This is a genomic window from Anabaena sp. 90, assembly GCF_000312705.1.
GTDB lineage: Bacteria > Cyanobacteriota > Cyanobacteriia > Cyanobacteriales > Nostocaceae > Dolichospermum > Dolichospermum lemmermannii.
Genome location: NC_019427.1, coordinates 2,538,790 through 2,557,319, shown reverse-complemented (window position 1 = coordinate 2,557,319; position 18,530 = coordinate 2,538,790). Strand labels below are relative to the sequence as shown.

Sequence of the window (18,530 nt, the reverse complement as noted above, 5' to 3'; positions counted from 1 at the left end):
GATGTAATTGAATTGAAATAAATACTTTGATATTTGGTAATTGAATATCTGACTTATAATGGTTTGTCAAATTACTAACTTATATGCAGCAATAGTTAGAAATTTGATGTTGCCTTAAAGCATGAAAATTCAGTATTTATTATTATTTCTAAATATAAAAAGTATTGCCTTAATTTCCGAGTAGTACATATATAACGAATGCAGACAGTTGCAAACTGCTGTAATTCTAGAATTATGTCTAACAATTAAATAATACCTGTATTTAATAGCTTTTAGCCTTAAAAACTTGCGTTGGGTTTTTCAAATATTTGGAAAACTTCATATTAGCCATATTATTTTCTATTGATCTGTTTACTCAAAATGCAGACATAGAAATATATATGGTACACGGCAAGATTCAAATACGGGATGTCTTTATTTGAGCAGTTCATAATTCCACAAATCTCCAATATCACAATTTAGTTGGCAGCAATAAAGTCATGAATCACGGGCAACATTTCTCAAGATTGAAAAGATTCCAAGAACTTCTTTTAACTACTTTTCTTGGTGATATCCCCACAATTTTTGGTGGTGTAAAGTTACGCAATTTTCTATATCACGCTATTTTTTCGCGCATAGGTAGCTCAGTTTATCTTCAAGATGGCGTTGAATTTCTAGGTGCTGATGCTATTGAAATTGGGAATGGAACTTATATTTTCAAAGGAGTTCGTATAGATGGAAGAGGACATAAAAATAATAGAATTCAGCTAGAAAATGGAGTTGTGATTGAGCATAATGTGGTGATTGGGGCGTTAGATAATACTCGGATTCACATTGGTGAAGATACTTTTATTGGACCTAGTGCTTGTATTGCTGGCCCCGGAAATATTACAATTGGCAAGCATTGTTTAATTGCAGCCCATACTGGGATATATGCTAATAATCACAACTTTACAGATCCAACACAGCTAATCAAATACCAAGGCATTACTAGTCAAGGAATCGTGATTGAGGATGACTGTTGGCTAGGAGATGGAGTGAAAGTTTTGGATGGTGTCACTATCGGTAGAGGTAGTGTGATAGGTGCTGGTGCTGTTGTCACTAAAGATATTCCCCCATTTTCCGTAGCTGTGGGCGTACCAGCACGAGTAATTAAAAGCCGAGACGGTAAAAAACTTGTTAAATTTACAGACTCCTCTCTATTAACTTCAAGCTAGGTTTTTACAAGATTCGTCTGGGTAATTGGCTGTTTTTTATTCTAGCATTAGGCACTTGGGTAAAGCGGGTAGGCACACCAATTACCAAATCAGTCCACTTTAACGGTAAACTCATATATTGCAGATCCCCGACTTCTTCGAGAAGTCGGGGATCTAAATCTACCATCATAACTGGAGAATTAAGACCTTGGGTATAGAATTACGCAGCTTCGTATTTCTAGACAATCTACAACCTCAACACGCCGCATACATGGGAACAGTAGCCCAGGGTTTCTTACCATTACCGGGGGATACATCCCTATGGATTGAAATTTCCCCTGGTATCGAAATAAACAAGATTACGGACGTAGCCCTAAAATCTGCTTCTGTTCGTCCTGGAGTGCAAGTAGTAGAACGGCTATATGGACTATTAGAAGTGCATTCCGGCTCTCAAGGGGAAACGCGAGCCGCTGGAGATGCAATTTTGGCGTTTCTAGGTGTGAAAAAAGAGGAATGTCTCAAACCTCGTGTAGTTTCTAGTCAGATTATCCGTAATATTGACGCTTATCAAACCCAACTAATTAACCGTACCCGTCGGGGACAACTGCTATTAGCAGGACAAACCCTTTATGTATTAGAAGTTGAACCAGCGGCTTATGCTGCATTAGCAGCCAATGAAGCAGAAAAAGCCGCGCAAATTAATATTCTGGAAGTTCAAGCTGTAGGTAGTTTTGGCCGACTTTATTTAGGTGGCTCAGAACAGGATATTTTAGCAGGAGCAGCGGGCGCTTTAGCAGCAATTGAAAATTCACCAGGAAGAGAAAATCCTCAAGGTAAGCGGAACGAGTAAAGGAGTAAAAAATGGCAAATCAACAACATCTCAATTTATTACGATCAGGTGCAGTTACTTGGATAGAATGGAGAAACAAAAATCCCCACATTGAAATTGATCTTAGCTGTGCAAATCTACTAGGAGAAAACCTGCGGGGGGCAAATCTTCAAGGAGTAAATTTGAATAAAGTAAATTTAGCTCACGCTTTATTAGTGCGAACTAATTTTAGTCATGCTAATCTCAGTAATGCTATTTTTTACCAAGCTAAATTAATTGAAGCTAATTTAAGTAAAGCTAACTTGAGTATTGCTAATTTGAGTGGTGCAATCTTGATACAGGCTGATTTAAGTTTTGGAAACTTTATTGGTGCTGATTTAAGTGGTGCAAATCTAGAAAATGCTATGATTAATGATGCAAATTTAATTGGTACAGATTTGCAAAATGCTAATTTAAAAGGTGCTGATTTATCAGCGTCCCAACTTATTCGTAGTAATCTAGGTTTTGCAACTTTAATGGCAGCTAATTTAATTACTGCTAATTTGAGTGAAGCAAATTTATATGAAGCAGAATTAATGACTGCTCAACTTTATCAAGCTAACTTACATAAGGCTAATTTAACCAAAGCTCATTTAGGAAACGCATTTTTATCTAAAGCTAATTTGACGGAAGCCAATTTAACGGAAGCTGATTTAAGTTGGGCTAATTTGAAAGGTGCAAATTTAGCAGGAGCAAATTTAAAAGGTGCAACTATTAGGGGGGCAAATTTTCAGGGTGCAAATTTGAAAGGGACGATTTTAGAGAATAAGTTAGAATTATTAACACCAAAGAAATGCAATTAACGGTAACGAGGTAATATGTTAAAATAAAATCAACTGTAACACACCAAATTGATAATATGAATGCTCATAAAATCGAAACTGCTTTAACTGAAGATGGAACTTTGGTATTAAAAGGTTTGCCTTTCCATGCTGGTGATGTTGTGGAAGTGATTATTTTACAACCTCAAACCGCACAACATCAAATTAAATCTCTAGAAACACAAAATACCAATCTTTATCCTTTACAGAATACTCAGCCTTACCGCTATGATGATCCTACTGAACCTGTAGCTTTAGAAGATTGGGAGTTTTTACAATGATTATACTTGATACACATATTTGGGTTTGGTGGGTACAAAATGATGCAAGATTGACAGCACAACATAGACAATGGCTAGAAAATTATCAACAAGATGATTTAGGAATTAGTATTCTTTCTTGTTGGGAGATAGCAAAATTAGTGGAAAAAAAGCGCTTAATTTTACCATTAGCTATTAATGAATGGTTAGAATTAGCATTAACTTATCCAGGAGTGCAATTATTAAATTTAAATTTGCCCATAATAGTCGATTCAACTAAATTAAATGGTTTTCATAGTGATCCATTTGATCAAATGATTGTTGCTACTGCTAGGTATTATAATTGCAATTTATTAACCGCTGATGCCAAAATTCTTAATTATCCCCAAGTACAAACACTAAAATAAAAAAAAGCAGCGTCTTCAATAATTCATTCTTATACAGAGTGTGAGAACGAGCAAACGAGGAAAGATGATCATGAGCAAAATTCAAAATTACTCAAGTATTCCCGTTGTTGTGGTCACAAAAAAGATGGTTTTATCCCTGATGGTAAGTTATTAAATCCTCTGAATTTACCAACATTATGTTTATTTCAATTCAGTAGTTTAACTGGTGAAATTAAACCTGATGAAATCGCTTGTTTAAAAGCTGGTATTCCTATTGAAAATATTCATTTTACTATTGATCACCTTGGACTTAATGTTACAAGATTAAAAGATCAACGATTAGCTATAATTGACGAAATCAATGAAGAACTTGATGATGAAACAATTGATATAAATGATTTAGAAGAGAAAGTTGCAGCAGAATATTTTGGTAATGGTACAGGTAATTGGCCTCGGTTTTTTACAACTATTCGCTGGGTTTTAGGTGCAGGTGCGGAACGATATCTTAATAATATTTCTTATTCAGGTTAAGATTATGAACAATAAGATCCCCGACTTCTTAAAGAAGTCGGGGATCTGACTGACTTGAGCAACACTTGATTAAACAAAATAAAATCTGCCCTTTCATCTATCTAGAGAAATAGATTTTAGTTTGTAATTAATCTAAAATTAACCTATTTATAAAAAGGCTCTTTTTTTTTGAACAAAGCTGCAATTTTTGGAAAAAGTCTGGTAGATTATCGGTATTGAGTTTTGCATTCTCACTCTGATCTAAGAGAATTTTATCAACTCAATTCCCTGTTATTAATTTAGTTGGTGCATATTATGGATATCTTATTTGTTCACGGTGAAGAAAGTAAAAACATCATCGGATGTTATGGAAATATTGAAGGAATTGCGGCTGTGGTTGTCACAGTATTTCCAGACAATAGCAAGTATGAAATTATTGATTCTGTGTTCCGTCGTCGTCTGGGATTGAAGCCAACTGCTGATGATTTGCTAGAATTGGCTAACACCCATAAAGTTAAATATATTATCAGCAATAAACTCATGGAAAATGTTTACCATGGGGGAACATTAGAAAAAAATTATGAGTTTCCTGTCGAGATTCAATGGGAAACCAATGAAATTAATATTGAGAAATTGCTATTTTTAACTGAATGTTATCTCAATGAAGGGAGGTTAAATTTAGCTGCTGATGTCGAAAACGTCATAGAAAAAGAATTACGGTCTTTCGATCTGCAAAAATGCCGGGATTCTGGTCAAGCCAGCCACAGGCTATTTGCATTCTTTCATGCTATCTCTGCTGCGCGTTCATCCACTCCCTCCTGGGCAAAATCTTAAGATAACTTAAAGGTTGATTACACAAAATAATCAATCTTTAAAAAAGCTTATAATTTCTTTCTCCACACTTTTTCAGAGTCTCGCTATATTAGCAAGTAATAGGAAAAGTTGAAAAGGAGTTGACAAAAGATGGAAACCAAGCCCATGAACCCATCTCTAGGACTCGCGGACATTCCCCCCGGTTATCTTAACATTATGGGTTATGTTGACCAATCAGAAGTTAATGGCCCTGGTTGTCGGGCTGTGGTCTGGGTACAAGGCTGTAACCGTGAGTGTTCTGGTTGCTTTAATCCCGACTCCTGGGCATTTGAGATTAATGATTTAGTGGCTATTGATACCCTAGCTGAAAGTATTCTCAAAAATCCCCAGAATACAGGTGTAACTTTTTCCGGTGGTGAGCCATTTTGGCAAGCACCTGCATTAACAATTCTAGCGAAAAAGTTAAAAGCAGCGGGTTTAAATGTCATGTCTTTTACTGGTTTCACTCTTCAACAATTACAATCTAATTCTGCCCCTCCAGGTGCAAAAGAATTGTTAGCAGAATTAGATATTTTAATTGATGGTCCTTTTGTCAAATCTCTAGCAGTTAATTCTCCTGATTCTCCCGTTTCTTCTAGTAATCAAAATGTAAATATCTTTAACCCAGAATTTGCAGATAAAATTACTTGGGCTAGTGATCAAATTGAAGTTCACATTCTCAAAGATGGAAATCGTATTGTCACAGGTTATCAAGGTTTGTTGGAATTAAGTTAAGAGTAGGGGTAAAGCAAGAGCTTCATTGGTGGCTTATCTATTGGCTTTCACACCCGCCAGGGAATAAATTCCCTGTCTAATAGCTCAAGTCCGTTAAAACGGACTAATAAATTTTCCTAGTATTCAGTCATCTTTAGATGACTTGCGCTATTAGACTGGGAATATGGCTTACGCCACGCTGCGCTATCATTCCCAGTTGGGTTATGGGTTTTACGTTAAGTTGACACCAATGAGCATTGCTAAACCCCTACATATTATTTACTCCATTAACAGTAACCTCAAAGGATCTAAATGTACATACCAAGGAAAAGGTTGATCTTGAATATTTACCCATTTTTCTTTATAAATTTCTCCTTGTAAATGATAATCATGGGGATGATTTCCCACAGAATTAAGTTTAAGGAATACTGTCATTCTGTGAGGTGTTTCACTGGTACGAACTAAATAACAGGGAAATGTATTTACTTGTTGAGGATCTTTAGTGAAAATCAAATGGTGAGCGCGAATACCAACATGAGATAATTTTGCAGGAATTTTTTCTCTAACTTCCAGAGTACAACCCCAATCAATTGCTTCTATCTGTTGAGGTGATAAAATATTAGCACGAGAAAAGTTTTTACAACCAGTAATTTGAGCAACATTTACACTAGCAGGATGTTGAAATATCTCATATTTAGAACCATAATGAGCGGCTTTTCCTTGTTCTAATACTAACAAATTGGGACATAGGCGATAAGCCTCTTCCATATTATGAGTCACAAACAAAGTTACTCCAGAATAATCATCCAGAATTTCTGCAACTTGTTGTTCTAATTGACTGCGTAAATGTGTATCCAGGGCAGAAAATGGTTCATCTAAAAGTAATGCTTCTGGTTTGCTGGCTAAAGCCCTAGCTAATGCTACCCGTTGTTGTTGTCCCCCGGAAAGTTGGTGCGGATAGCGATCGCCAAATCCTTGTAATTGCATGGCTATTAATTGCTTTTCTACCTCTTCTTTAGCATTTAGATATTTCGGTAAACCAAAAGTGATATTTTGCGCCACAGTCATGTGTGGAAATAAGGCATAGTTTTGGAATAAAAAACCAATCTGTCGTTGATGAATAGGAATATTAATGTTCTTTTCTGAGTCAAATAATACTCTACCATTTAAAATTATTCGTCCTTTATTCGGTGTTTCTATCCCCGCTAGACAACGCAAAATCATACTTTTTCCTGCCCCGGAACTTCCCAATAATCCTAATGGTTGATTGTCAGTATTAAAGGCAACTTGTAGATAAAAGTTGTCTAGTCTTTTTTGAATATCTAAAACTAAACTAGATGTATAGGAATCAATTAATAAAGAATCAGATTTACTTGCTAATTTTATTTGCTTTATTGGTACTTTTGTGAGTTTGCGTTTAGCTGGAAATTCTTGCCATAAATTAGCTATAATAATTCCTGAAAGAGAAACAATCATAATTACAATTGACCAAAACCAAGCTTCATTCATTGCCCCCGCTTCCACAGCAAAATATATTGCCATTGGCATTGTTTGAGTTTGTCCAGGGATATTACCTGCTAACATCAAAGTTGCCCCAAATTCACCCAAAGCCCGCGCAAATGCTAAGGTAGTGGCAGCTAAAATCCCAGGAAATGCTAGGGGTAAACTAATCCGCCAAAAAATTGTGAATTCTTTCGCACCCAACGTTCTCGCTACTCGCAGCAGATTGGCATCAATTTGGCTAAAAGCTCCCAGTGCAGTTTTATACATCAATGGGAAGGAAACTATTGTAGCAGCGATCGCTGCACCATACCAAGTAAACACAATTGTGGTATCAAACGGTTCTAGCAGTTTACCAACCGGACCATTTTTACCGAAAAATAGCAGCAGTAAAAATCCCACCACAGTAGGTGGTAGAATCAACGGTGCAACAAATATCCCCTCAATTAAAGATTTGGCTTTACCGCGATATCCCAACATCCAATAAGCAGCAGATATACCCAAAAAGAAAGTAATAAACGTTGCTAGTAAAGCAGTTTTGAGAGATATCCAAAGCGGTGACAAATCCTGTGGCATAGTTTTTAAGGTTTGACTAAGTAGGTTAGCATTGAAAATCGTCCTTATGGCACTAGGCTTGAGGCAATACTTCGACTTCGCTCAGTAACCAGAGGCAAGAGTGAAGAGGGTTTGGGCGATTTTACTTTTCATTGCTTGTCAGAAGTCGGGAATCTGAAATTTCACCTATGATTAAGGCAAAATAAACCCATATTTCTTAAATACAGTTTTAGCTTGATTGCTAGATAAAAATTGAGAGAATTCTTTAGCAGCATCAACATTTTTGCTACGTTTAACAACTGCTAATGGATAAATAATGGGAGAGTGGTATTTTTCATCTGCTGTAACTACAACTTTGACCTTATCAGAGATTTTGGCATCAGTTATATAAACTAAACCTGCATCAGCATTGCCACTTTCTACAGATGCTAAAACTTGACGCACGTTATTAGCAAAAACCAGTTTTGATTTAATTTCTGACCAAATTTTCAACTTTTCTAATACTTGTTGTGCGTATTGTCCTGCGGGTACACTTCTCGGTTCACCAATAGCGATTTTTTTAACTTTCGCATCTTTGAGACTGTAGAAACTGGTGATACCAACAACATTTTTAGGTACTACCAAAACTAACCGATTTTTAGCAATTATATTCCGAGTCCCTGCAACTAAAAGTCCTTTTTGTTCTAAAGCATCTACTTGTTTTTTAGCCGCAGATATAAAAATATCCGCCGGCGCACCTTGTTCGATTTGTTGCTGTAATGCACCGGAACTACCAAAGTTATAATTAATTTTGACGTTTGGTTTACTTTGTTGGTAGAGGGGTTTAATTTCTTCCAGTGCCTCTTTTAAACTAGCAGCGGCGGATATGAGTAAATTGTTATTAGATTGTGCTGATACAGGAGAAGAAGTCAGGATTGGTAAGCCCATAACCAGTAGTAAAGTAGCTAATGCTGTCGCTATTAAAACTAGTAGCTTTCTTCTTTTGATTGGCAAACTGGACTGAGAGAAATTTTTATTCATGGAATTGACACTCAGTATACTTTTACCAAGATTATCATAATATTTACCAGTTATATTGGTAAATATTTCCTAAAAAAATCAATTTGTGAAGATCATTAATCTCATATATTGTGTCCTAAGCTACTTTTTCCAATAGAGCTAGAGGATACTTACCAATTTGACTAAACACTAGGAAAATTTATGAGTCCGTTTTAACGGACTTGAGCTATGAGACAGGGAATTTATTCCCTGGTGGGTCTTAAATTGACACCAATGAGCAGTGCTAAACCCCTTGTATCGTCATCAGGAGAGAGGAAATCATTTAAGTATGAAATACTACTGTAATCAAGGGTAGAAACGCCAATAAAAAAATATGCCAAGATTGTAATTGCGTTTCTGATACTGGTTCAGATGGTGTTAATAAAGCCTCTATTCTTTGTTCCAAGCGATCGCCTGCACCCAAAGCAGCACAACAAATATCTGATGTAATTAGATTATTCCTCACGACTAACAGCAAGGATTCTGCTAATACTAAAGGATCTACTTGAGATGCAGCATAACTATCAGCCCGTAATTCTCGTAAAATTAACAATTCTTGCCATAAAGACTCTGTATTCGGCAACCAGGCGGTACAAGAACGCACCCAGCCCAGCCAAAAGAACCAAAACGTATCCCTATACTGATAATGCCCTTGTTCGTGGGCTAAAACACTTTCCAGATGGGCTGGAGAGAGAATTTGTAGTAGTCCTTGACTAACAACTAATTCAGGTTGCCAAAAACCCATTTGTCCAGCAAATAAAGCTTCTGTTTGTAGAAGTCGGGCTGATTTACCATCTAGAGTAATTTGGGGACATTCACGGGCAGATTTAATGGCTTTCCAGCCCTGAAAAGCGAGGTTGATACCTACGGTATTCAAAAATCCTAGAAAAATTAATGCGAGGAGATAGCTAAAAGAGTCGGTATACATTCCGCCCATTTTTCCCTGCGTACCCATACAGACTATAGAAGTGACTGTCATGAATATGAGTAAGGGGGGAAAAAGGAATAAAAACAAGGTTTTTTGCCATCTTAAATGCCAATTTCTTGGCTGGATACTGCCAGAGGATCGTAACCAGCAAGCAATGGTTACAGCAGTGATAATCATGAGTAGGTGCATAATTCTATTTTTCTCCTCTGGCTTCCCGTGCGGCTTGGATGCGTTTAGCGATCGCTTCGATTTGGTCACTAGCAGCTTGATCTAAACTATCAGCAAATGCCGCAATTACATCAGGATTTCCTACTGCTAAAAATCGCTGTAATTGATCATGGGCTTTAATAATATCTGCTTGTTGCTTAGTGAGCAATGGCCGCCAATAAAAGGCTTTGCTGTGCTTATCACAAGCTAACCAACCTTTTTCCGTGAGACGACGCAAAACGGTGGTAACAGAAGTATAAGCCAATTCGCGGTTAGGATCAGCCAGAATCCGATCATGTACATCTTTGACTGTTACTGAACTCAATTCCCAAATAATACTGAGGATTTCTGCTTCTAGGGGACCTAGGGACATTTGTTTGGGACGATAATCGGGTAATGGAGCCATGTTGATAATTTTGGATATTATTTCTATTTCTATTTTAACATTTTTAAAAGTTCAAAGTGATACTTCTGCAATATTTTCCAAACTAGGAAACTGTTGATTAATATCTATATTCACTTGTTTGATTTTTTGACGTTGACACCTCACTGCATATTGGCAAGATTCACAGATTTTCTGAGATTCCTTAATTTGCGGTAAGGATATATTATATTCATAATCTTTTATCCATTTTGTAAGATTGTTTAATAGTTGATGTAATTCCTCTGCTGTTTTTTGATGTTCTTTTTCATTATATAAAAATTTGATTTTTTTAGTTTGCCCTTTTGATTGCACAAACCAGTAAGTCATGGAAATATTTTCTAATAAATAGTTGCTAGTTTCTGCCATGACATACATATACAGTCTTGTTTGCCAATTTTGAGCTAATGTTTCTGATTTTGGTGGTTGGGGATAGGTTTTCCAGTCGAGAATTTGGGCTTGATTTTGATCAGCAATTAATAAATCATAAATAACTGTGAGGAGATAATCTCCAATTTGCAAGGTTCGATAATGTTCACTTTCTCGAAAAGTTTGATTATCAATATTAGTTATAAATATTTCTGGAGCAATTTTCCTAAAATCAGTCATCCAATTTTGCAATTGAGGATCTGCTTGTAGTAAGTTATTAATAGGTAAACCCATTTCTCGCTGCTGCATAAGTAAGTGAAACCGACTCCCTAAAATTTGATATTCTTCATGTTTAGGATCTAAAGGAGTATTCAGTTGTTCTAAATAGCTATGCTGGAATTTGCGCGGACAAGCTGCGAGTAAGTTGAGATGTCCTTGGGAAAGTCGGAGTATTTGGGTAGAAGTTGGTAGCATAATTTTATTTGGCAGAATTTAAATTATCCCAAAATCAGTATCTCCAATTATCTAATTGTAAAGGATAACCTAATAATTGAATCTTTTGATAGTGTTTAGTATTTCCTGTTACTAAAATTAAATTATTTTCTATAGCAATTGCAGCAATTAATACATCTGCTAATCCTATAGTTTGTCCAGTTTTTTCTAAATCGGCATAAATTAATCCAGATAATTCAGCACCTTTTTGTTCTAAAGATAAGATTTCCATTTGTGGTAAATCTATTAAAAATTCCTGAATCCGATCATTGCGGTTTAATTTTCTCCATCCTTTGATAACTTCTGAGACTGTAATTACAGATATTGTATAATTTTTAAAAATAGTTTTATAAGCAATAGCTTTAGCTATAACTTGGGGATTTTTACCTTTCCGAATTTCCGATAAAATATCTGTATCAATTAAAGTTTTATTTTTCACTGTTAATTTAGCATTTTTCAGGTTCGATGTTTTAACATATCTTCAATCAGTTGATCAACTAATTCTGCATCATCTGACCATTTGCCAATAAATGAATCGTTGAGAATCTCTGGTTGAGTCAATTGCTCAATCATGGCTTTAATTAAGTCTGAGATTTGACAATGATTAGTCTGAGTTAATTGTTGTATTTTGTCATAAGTTTCTTGATCTAGTTCTATTTCTATTTTTTTCATAATTAGTTATTATTGAAGTATAGAGAGCATTTATTATAGCGTAGTTGAGTAGTTTTTTTCCGATTTTTAACCTAATCAAGCAATTTGCTGTAACTTTTCTTGATAGTGTTCCATTACTTAGTAAAAAATAAAAGGTAAAAGGGTGAAGTGTGTATTCTTCGTTCATCCCCTTACCTTTTTCATATACCTGATGCTTATTTCATATTAGCTCGTGCATCCTTCACTGCGGCAATAAAAAAGAATACGGTGAGAGGAATGCTCAAAGCTAGGATAATGGCAGTGGTTTGGAAACCAAAATTTGGTTCTCCATAACTCAATTCAAACACCGAACCAACAGCCGCAATCGCTGTAAAACAAGCACCACCTAAAAATAAACCGCTTTTTGGAGTTAAATACACTACTAGACCACCCTATGCTACTGGTTTCACTGCTTGATACGAGAAGCCATTCTTCGATAACTCCTCGGTTAAAGTCAAGGAATTTTCTACACGATCTACAAATACCACGCCATTAAGGTGATCAAGTTCGTGGAGAATACAGCGACCCAGTAAATCATCGGCTTTTAAAGTTTGGGGGCGGCCATACTCGTCTTTATAGGCGATTGTTACCACTTCTGGACGTTTTACATCTAGATAGACGTTGGGAATACTTAAACACCCTTCCTGAGCCACAGAGAGCTTACTGCTAACCTGTTTAATCGTCGGGTTAATTAATACTAATGGCGGATGATCTGGGTTATCTGGTTCGCAGTCAATGACGATCAGCTGTTTATTGATACCAACTTGAGGTGCAGCCAAACCAATGCCATCTGAGCTATACATAGTTTGCAGCATTTCGCGCACTATTTGGCGGAGTTCGTCATCTATTTTGGTAACACGCTTTGCAGGTTGTCGCAACACGCGATCGCCTAAGTAGTGCATTTGCAAAGGTGGATTTTTTAACTTTTTCTTCTCGACAGCAATATCAGAGGGCATGGTTCTTGATGGCTTTATAGTGAATAATCTTACCAATCTAATTCTATCGTTAGTAGTCTAGTTCTTAGTTGATATAGTCCAATGACGGTGCATTAAATCATTATGTTCAAAGAAGAAGCTAGGTGGTTGGCAAATATTATCTATTCTCTCGACCCAAACACTGTATTCCCTATACTCAATATTGGTAGTTCAAACCAAAAATTTAGAGAACATGAACAACCTTGGATTGATGAACTATTATTCAAACCTGCTAGAACAAAGGGCTACTCAGTAATTCATGCGGACATGAAAAACGATACAGGTGTTGATCTAGTGGGGGATTTATGCGACCTTGATTTTTTACAGAAACTTTCAGAAATGAATATTCAATCTGTATTGTGTTCTAACTTATTGGAACACGTAACGAATAGAGAAGAAATATGTCAAATAATTAGCTCTATTATCCCTAAATCTGGCTATATTTTCGTTACAGTTCCTTATAAATATCCCTACCACCGCGATCCTATAGATACCATGTTTCGACCTGATATCCAGGAATTGAGTAGCCTATTTCCCGATTTCAAAATTGTCAATGGAGAAATTCTCGCAGGAGGTTATTTAGTGCAATCAACTACCATTACACCTGTATTATATACACTCGCAATGGTCATTCGACTTATGTTACCCATTTACCAACCTCTGAGGTGGTTCGATTCTCTAAAATACGCATTATGGTTGTTCAAAGATATTTCTGTTAGCTGTGTTGTGTTGGAAAAAGTTAATTAGGAAACAGGCAAGAGTTTTATTTCTCTCACTCAACAATTTCTTAACCGCTTACTAATTAATCAACCCGATTTTATCCAATTTCTCTGTCACGGTTGACAACTCACTACTTCCCAAACCCTGCCTTTACCAATTACCAATGACCAATTACCAATTACCAATCACCAATCACCAATCACCAATCACCAATCACCAATTACCAATCACCAATGACCAATTACCAATTACCAATTACCAATCAAATTAATTTACAAGGACTTGGTAATGCTTGTTTTAGTAAAATTTCATATTCTTCACTACTAACATGATAAGCACCAAATCTGGCTAAATGAGGATTCATCATTTGCGCGTCAAATAGTAGAAATTTTCTTTCTCGTAATCTTTCTACCAATTTCACCATTGCCACTTTAGAACCTTCAGAAATATTGAAAAACATGGATTCACCAATAAAAATACCACCAATGACAATCCCTAAAATTCCCCCAGCTAATTCATCACCTTGCCAAGTTTCAAAACTATAAGCGTAACCAGTTTGGTAAAGTAACCAATAAATCTTTTCTAATTCTGGAGAAATCCAAGTTGTATCGCGGTTAGCACAGCCAGCAACCACACCCAAAAAGTCCCGGTTAACGGCTACTGTGAATCGTTCCTGATTAAGAACACGCTGTAATGATTTAGGATAGCGAAAGCGTTCATCTAAAGGAATTAGAGTCCGTTCGTTACTTCCATACCATCCCAGGTTATTACTCTCATCAGACATGAGAAAATAACCTTGAGCATAACCCCGAATAATAGCAGCAACATCGTATTCCATTGTCTTCTTCTGAGATTACCCACAGCAAACAAATTCTATATAAAATATACAAACAAAAATGACTCAAGCAATTCCACCCATTACCTTACCACCTTCGGAAAATCCCCAAGAAGAAGGAGAATGGTTACAACAAAACTTGTTGCATTGGCTTGATCAAGAGTTTATTCCTGAAGCAATAAATCAAAATATAGCCCAGCGGGCATCACAGATTTTTGTGAGACAACGCATGGAAGGAGAAAATGATTTAGGTTCTCTGGTAATTGCTATTGTTACAGAGATGCAATCATTTGATTTTTCTAAAAGCTTTTTTGGGGAGTTTGCGATCGCCAACGCCGTTAGCGATCTACTCTTAGATAGTCTGGGAATTGATCATTGTTGTGGTCAATAATATCTTAGTTATTGGTAATTGGTGATTGGTAATTGGTAATTGGTAATTGGTAATAACAACTGACAACTAACAACTGACCACTAACAACTGACCACTGACAACTAACCACTGACAACTAACTACCAGCTAGACTTAACAACACCGGGTAACAAACCTTCATGGGCCCATTCCCGGAGGACGTTCCGAGATAGTCCGAAATCACGGTAAAAGCCTCTAGGACGACCAGTTAACCAGCAACGGTTGTGCTTACGAGTAGGCGCACTGTTGCGGGGTAATTGTTGAATTTTGCGGTGAACTTCTAGCTTTAGCAACGGAGATGCTGCTGTTCTGAACTCTTCTAGTAGTGCTTCCCGCTTGTCAGCATACTTAGCTACCATTTTGGCGCGTTTCTTCTCGCGCTCAATCATACTCTTTTTCGCCATGAATTCCCTAATGTAATGAAAGACAGCATTCTCTATTCTACACCCTTACTCACAATTATAGGGACATGAGAAATAAATTTTCCCAACCCAATACTCCCCAATATTACTCTCTGAGACTCTGCGACTCTGCGAGAGACAAATTCATATCACACAAATCAGCCAATTCACAAAGATTACAACCAGGAGAACGAGCTTTACACACAGCCCGACCATGATAAATTAATCTAATTGACCAATTCTCCCAATGTGGTTGGGGTAATAACTGCATTAAATCTTTTTCAATTCCTACAGGTTCGGTATTTTTCGTCAACCCCAAACGCTGACTTAACCGCTTGACGTGAGTATCTACTGTCACTCCAGCATTGATACCATAAGCATGGGCTAAAACTACATTTGCAGTTTTCCGTGCTACTCCTGGCAGCTTTAATAACTCTTCCATTTTGTTGGGAACAACAGCATTGAAATCATTGACAATCATTCGACAAGAACCTTGAATATTCTTGGCTTTATTGCGATAAAAACCCGTCGAACGTACCAATTCTTCTAACTCTGTTAAATCTGCATTTGCTAAACTTTCTACATCAGGAAATCGCCCAAATAATCCAGGTGTCACTTTATTCACTCTTTCATCTGTACATTGAGCGGAAAGAATAGTTGCTACTAATAATTGTACAGGAGTTGCATAATCTAAAGAGCAAGTTGCATCAGGATAAAGATACTGAATACGGGCAAGAATTTCTAAAGCCCGTTGTTTTTTAGTTAATGATTTACGAGTCACGTCGGAGATTTTAAATTTAAGATTATTATTTGGTGTAGGGGTTTAACACTGCTCATTGGTGTCAACTTAGGTTACAGATACTTCGACCCTTCGACAGGCTCAGGGCATCGCAAGCTCAGTACAAGTGGCTTATTTGTTTGGCTTCCACACCCGTCAGGGAATAAATTCCCTGTCTCATAGCTCAAGTCCGTTAAAACGGACTAATAAATTTTCCTAGTATTTAGTCATCTTTTAGATGACTTTCGCTATTAGCAAGGAACTTGAGTTCCTTGCGGGATGAAGATTTTGCGTTAAGTTGACACCAATGAACACTGCTAAACCCCCTACAATTACTGGATTTACAATTTCTGAAATAATTGTTGGATAAATTCCAATTGAGTTGTTTCTTTCACAATTAAGAAAATACCTAATCCTAACAGTAACACCAAACCAGTTTGCATCACACCGTCTTGAATTTTGTTAGGTAAAGGCTTACCAAATAATCCTTCAATTAATAAAAAGGCTAATTGTCCACCATCTAAAGCGGGAAGAGGCAAAATATTAATAATTGCCAAGTTAATACTAATAATTGCCGCAAAAGAAAATAAATTTGTGCTATCACTAGCGGCTAATTGTGCGCCAATTTGGACAATTTTCACGGGTCCAGAGACTTGTCCCACAGTTTGCCCAAAATTAGTAATTAACTGCCCAAAACCTTGAAATGTCCCCACAACTAACTGTTGAAAACGATTAGCTGCAACTTTGAGAATCTCCACAATATCTTGGGGACGGCGATAAATTGCTTTACCATTGGGACCTAATTCAATTCCCACTAGACCTTTACCATCAGCACCCTGTTTAGGAGTTAGTTTTAGGTTAGTTTGTTGGGTTTCGTGTTGAATTTTTAAGTCAATTTCCTGATTAGGATGGGTTTGAATTTCCTTTGTCAATAATGTAGTTGCGTCTTTACCTAGAGGAATTTCTTGACCATTTACAGCCAGAATAATATCTCCTTCTCGAATTCCTGCTTGGTAAGCAACAGACTGTTCATTGACAGGTTTGACAAGGACACCGGGTTGATACTGAAATTCTTGGGGTATACCAACGATTCCCAATTGCAAAGCCAACATCAAATACGCAAAGATTAAATTTGCAATTACACCGGCACTAATGACAATAGCACGGTCTAAAACTGGGCGGTTACGCAGCAAATTGGGGTCATTGGGGGGAATTTCGCTATCTGGATCATCATCGGGAAAGCCGACAAAGCCACCCAAGGGGAAAGCGCGGATAGTGTATTCCGTTTCTGATCCTTGGTACTTTAAAAGAATCGGACCAAAACCCAAGGAGAAACGGTTAGCGTAAATACCTTGAGAACGGGCGGCTATGAAATGTCCAGACTCATGTACTAAGATCAAAATAGCCAAAACTGCGATCGCTGCTAAAACTGACATAGAGCAAATTAATCAAAATATTCGGAAATATATTCTTATTGTAGTTTGGGAATGGGCGCAGGGACTCAATCGGCTGATGTCAATTTTTCATCTGTTGTCTAATCCAATCCCGAAAGCAGCGAATCATGGCAATTTCGCCAATTTCCAGACTTTGAGTTAAAAAATGGGGAATTTCTGTAGTTAGGGGCAAATTTACAAGGACTATTATTTGAGACATTCCCACTCTTCTGCGTTAACAATAGGACTAACAATATCACCCAATGTTTTACCTTTACCAATGATAGTATTAGGAGGAGTACGGCGTTTTTTGGCTGGTAATTGATGTTTGAGAATCAGATAAAAAAACATACTATTCATAATGAGTCCACATTCGTAAAATTTTGGCCGTATTTTCAGATTCAATTACTTCATAGACTAACCGATGTTGAATATTAATCCGTCGTGAATATGCACGTTCTAAATCTCCGACTAATTTCTCATAAGGTGGGGGATTTTGAAACGGATTGATTTGAATAATATCAAGTAAGCTTTGTGCTTTATCTTTTAAATTACTTGCAGCCAATTTTTTAGCATCTTTCTGAGCTTGTTTAGTATAAACTAAATTCCAATTCACCACTCTAATTCCCCATCACATTCTGCAATCGGTGTTGCTAATCCTTCTTTAATTGATTCCCGTATTCCTGGAATAGAAAGAAGATAAAGAGTTTCTTGGATAGATTTCCAGTCTGCTTCAGACAATAATACTGCGTTGCTATTGTCTCCGGCAATAACAATAGGTTGATGAGACTGATTGACTGAATCAATTAAATCCTGTAATTGTTGTTTTGCTTGATTAATTGAAATCATAATCTTTTTTTTTGAGATTACATTATAATAAATAATAGCATGAAATTTAATTTTTTGTCTGAATCAGGATGTCCAGGATTTGAGGATGTACAGAATGTTTTATTAATATTCATCTACATTTTCAGAAATTGTGCTAATTCAAATATTCCAGAATAATTAGATTTTTACTAGGTCTTGCTGTTAAATAACCAATAATACTTGTTTCTATGTATATTGTTTTGGTCATATTATTCCAATGCGATTACTTTGGTAAATTTACTATACTGTATTCTGTTAATCCTTTTTGTCTGAATCAGGATACTCAGGATTTGAGGATTAACAGGATGTTTTATTAAAATTAATCTA

The 18,530-nt window shown here is 36.5% G+C and carries 27 protein-coding genes; 9 read left to right on the top strand and 18 right to left on the bottom strand.

Translation table 11 applies throughout. The features are described from left to right. The first annotated feature begins 479 nt into the window (after positions 1–479). A complete protein-coding gene (locus ANA_RS11185) occupies positions 480–1,196 on the top strand; it encodes an acyltransferase (RefSeq protein WP_015080174.1) in 717 nt (238 codons plus the stop codon). A 4-nt stretch (positions 1,197–1,200) separates the two neighbouring features. On the opposite strand, the gene ANA_RS26550 is transcribed toward ANA_RS11185, so the two are convergent. After that, on the bottom strand, positions 1,201–1,365 hold the full coding sequence (locus ANA_RS26550) for a hypothetical protein (RefSeq protein ID WP_158310524.1): 165 nt from the start codon (positions 1,363–1,365) through the stop codon (positions 1,201–1,203). An 18-nt stretch (positions 1,366–1,383) separates the two neighbouring features. Here ANA_RS26550 and ANA_RS11180 point away from each other — a divergent pair, with 18 nt between their 5' ends. From ANA_RS11180 to ANA_RS11155, 6 genes are all read left to right on the top strand, one after another. Further along, on the top strand, positions 1,384–2,025 hold the full coding sequence (locus ANA_RS11180; protein ID WP_015080173.1) for a microcompartments protein: 642 nt from the start codon (positions 1,384–1,386) through the stop codon (positions 2,023–2,025). 11 nt (positions 2,026–2,036) lie between these two features. Then, a complete protein-coding gene (locus ANA_RS11175) occupies positions 2,037–2,846 on the top strand; it encodes a pentapeptide repeat-containing protein (protein ID WP_015080172.1) in 810 nt (269 codons plus the stop codon). A gap of 56 nt (positions 2,847–2,902) precedes the next feature. Then, a complete protein-coding gene (locus tag ANA_RS11170) occupies positions 2,903–3,145 on the top strand; it encodes a hypothetical protein (protein ID WP_015080171.1) in 243 nt (80 codons plus the stop codon). Beyond that, positions 3,142–3,531, top strand: a complete 390-nt coding sequence (locus ANA_RS11165; protein ID WP_015080170.1) for a type II toxin-antitoxin system VapC family toxin — start codon at positions 3,142–3,144, stop codon at positions 3,529–3,531. The genes ANA_RS11170 and ANA_RS11165 overlap by 4 nt, the downstream gene beginning before the upstream one ends. A gap of 804 nt (positions 3,532–4,335) precedes the next feature. Next, entirely contained in the window at positions 4,336–4,854 is a 519-nt protein-coding gene (locus ANA_RS11160; RefSeq protein ID WP_041457984.1) for a hypothetical protein, read from the top strand. 129 nt (positions 4,855–4,983) lie between these two features. Continuing rightward, on the top strand, positions 4,984–5,607 hold the full coding sequence (locus ANA_RS11155; RefSeq protein ID WP_015080167.1) for a 4Fe-4S single cluster domain-containing protein: 624 nt from the start codon (positions 4,984–4,986) through the stop codon (positions 5,605–5,607). Positions 5,608–5,865: 258 nt separating this feature from the next. Here ANA_RS11155 and modB read toward each other — a convergent pair whose 3' ends face one another. From modB to def, 9 genes are all read right to left on the bottom strand, one after another. After that, positions 5,866–7,662 (bottom strand): molybdate ABC transporter permease subunit, encoded by a 1,797-nt coding sequence (modB, locus tag ANA_RS11150; RefSeq protein WP_015080166.1) that lies wholly within the window; start codon positions 7,660–7,662, stop codon positions 5,866–5,868. A 171-nt stretch (positions 7,663–7,833) separates the two neighbouring features. Beyond that, on the bottom strand, positions 7,834–8,628 hold the full coding sequence (modA, locus tag ANA_RS11145) for a molybdate ABC transporter substrate-binding protein (RefSeq protein ID WP_015080165.1): 795 nt from the start codon (positions 8,626–8,628) through the stop codon (positions 7,834–7,836). Between the two features lie 334 nt (positions 8,629–8,962). Beyond that, positions 8,963–9,796 carry a M56 family metallopeptidase gene (locus ANA_RS11140; protein WP_041457982.1) on the bottom strand — a complete coding sequence of 278 codons (834 nt, stop codon included), beginning with the start codon at positions 9,794–9,796 and terminating at the stop codon, positions 8,963–8,965. A gap of 4 nt (positions 9,797–9,800) precedes the next feature. Further along, entirely contained in the window at positions 9,801–10,220 is a 420-nt protein-coding gene (locus ANA_RS11135) for a BlaI/MecI/CopY family transcriptional regulator (RefSeq protein ID WP_015080163.1), read from the bottom strand. Between the two features lie 51 nt (positions 10,221–10,271). Beyond that, on the bottom strand, positions 10,272–11,078 hold the full coding sequence (locus tag ANA_RS11130) for a PD-(D/E)XK nuclease family protein (protein ID WP_015080162.1): 807 nt from the start codon (positions 11,076–11,078) through the stop codon (positions 10,272–10,274). 34 nt (positions 11,079–11,112) lie between these two features. Then, complete coding sequence (locus ANA_RS11125; RefSeq protein WP_015080161.1) at positions 11,113–11,535, bottom strand: PIN domain-containing protein; 423 nt, start codon at positions 11,533–11,535, stop codon at positions 11,113–11,115. Between the two features lie 17 nt (positions 11,536–11,552). Next, positions 11,553–11,768 carry a hypothetical protein gene (locus ANA_RS11120; RefSeq protein WP_015080160.1) on the bottom strand — a complete coding sequence of 72 codons (216 nt, stop codon included), beginning with the start codon at positions 11,766–11,768 and terminating at the stop codon, positions 11,553–11,555. Positions 11,769–11,962: 194 nt separating this feature from the next. Beyond that, positions 11,963–12,166, bottom strand: a complete 204-nt coding sequence (locus ANA_RS11115) for a hypothetical protein (protein ID WP_015080159.1) — start codon at positions 12,164–12,166, stop codon at positions 11,963–11,965. A gap of 12 nt (positions 12,167–12,178) precedes the next feature. After that, the gene (def, locus tag ANA_RS11110; RefSeq protein WP_015080158.1) at positions 12,179–12,742 is read right to left on the bottom strand and encodes a peptide deformylase; all 564 of its coding nucleotides are present in this window, start codon (positions 12,740–12,742) and stop codon (positions 12,179–12,181) included. Between the two features lie 102 nt (positions 12,743–12,844). Between def and ANA_RS11105 the strand changes: the two genes are divergently transcribed. Next, positions 12,845–13,507: a hypothetical protein gene (locus tag ANA_RS11105; protein WP_015080157.1), complete on the top strand. Its 663-nt coding sequence runs from the start codon at positions 12,845–12,847 to the stop codon at positions 13,505–13,507. A gap of 235 nt (positions 13,508–13,742) precedes the next feature. Here the strand turns inward: ANA_RS11105 and aat are convergent, their stop codons facing one another. After that, a complete protein-coding gene (aat, locus tag ANA_RS11095) occupies positions 13,743–14,318 on the bottom strand; it encodes a leucyl/phenylalanyl-tRNA--protein transferase (protein WP_015080155.1) in 576 nt (191 codons plus the stop codon). Between the two features lie 58 nt (positions 14,319–14,376). Here aat and ANA_RS11090 point away from each other — a divergent pair, with 58 nt between their 5' ends. Next, positions 14,377–14,706 (top strand): hypothetical protein, encoded by a 330-nt coding sequence (locus ANA_RS11090; RefSeq protein ID WP_015080154.1) that lies wholly within the window; start codon positions 14,377–14,379, stop codon positions 14,704–14,706. A 119-nt stretch (positions 14,707–14,825) separates the two neighbouring features. Here ANA_RS11090 and rpsN read toward each other — a convergent pair whose 3' ends face one another. From rpsN to ANA_RS11065, 7 genes are all read right to left on the bottom strand, one after another. Further along, positions 14,826–15,128 (bottom strand): 30S ribosomal protein S14, encoded by a 303-nt coding sequence (rpsN, locus tag ANA_RS11085; protein ID WP_015080153.1) that lies wholly within the window; start codon positions 15,126–15,128, stop codon positions 14,826–14,828. A 103-nt stretch (positions 15,129–15,231) separates the two neighbouring features. After that, on the bottom strand, positions 15,232–15,906 hold the full coding sequence (nth, locus tag ANA_RS11080) for an endonuclease III (RefSeq protein ID WP_015080152.1): 675 nt from the start codon (positions 15,904–15,906) through the stop codon (positions 15,232–15,234). 338 nt (positions 15,907–16,244) lie between these two features. After that, entirely contained in the window at positions 16,245–17,339 is a 1,095-nt protein-coding gene (gene rseP, locus ANA_RS11075) for an RIP metalloprotease RseP (RefSeq protein ID WP_015080151.1), read from the bottom strand. Between the two features lie 79 nt (positions 17,340–17,418). After that, positions 17,419–17,556 (bottom strand): hypothetical protein, encoded by a 138-nt coding sequence (locus ANA_RS25900; RefSeq protein ID WP_174782923.1) that lies wholly within the window; start codon positions 17,554–17,556, stop codon positions 17,419–17,421. Next, a complete protein-coding gene (locus ANA_RS26545) occupies positions 17,544–17,696 on the bottom strand; it encodes a hypothetical protein (protein WP_015080150.1) in 153 nt (50 codons plus the stop codon). The genes ANA_RS25900 and ANA_RS26545 overlap by 13 nt, the downstream gene beginning before the upstream one ends. Next, positions 17,689–17,952, bottom strand: a complete 264-nt coding sequence (locus ANA_RS11070; RefSeq protein ID WP_015080149.1) for a Txe/YoeB family addiction module toxin — start codon at positions 17,950–17,952, stop codon at positions 17,689–17,691. The genes ANA_RS26545 and ANA_RS11070 overlap by 8 nt, the downstream gene beginning before the upstream one ends. Continuing rightward, a complete protein-coding gene (locus ANA_RS11065) occupies positions 17,949–18,185 on the bottom strand; it encodes a type II toxin-antitoxin system Phd/YefM family antitoxin (protein WP_015080148.1) in 237 nt (78 codons plus the stop codon). The genes ANA_RS11070 and ANA_RS11065 overlap by 4 nt, the downstream gene beginning before the upstream one ends. Positions 18,186–18,530: the final 345 nt, after the last annotated feature.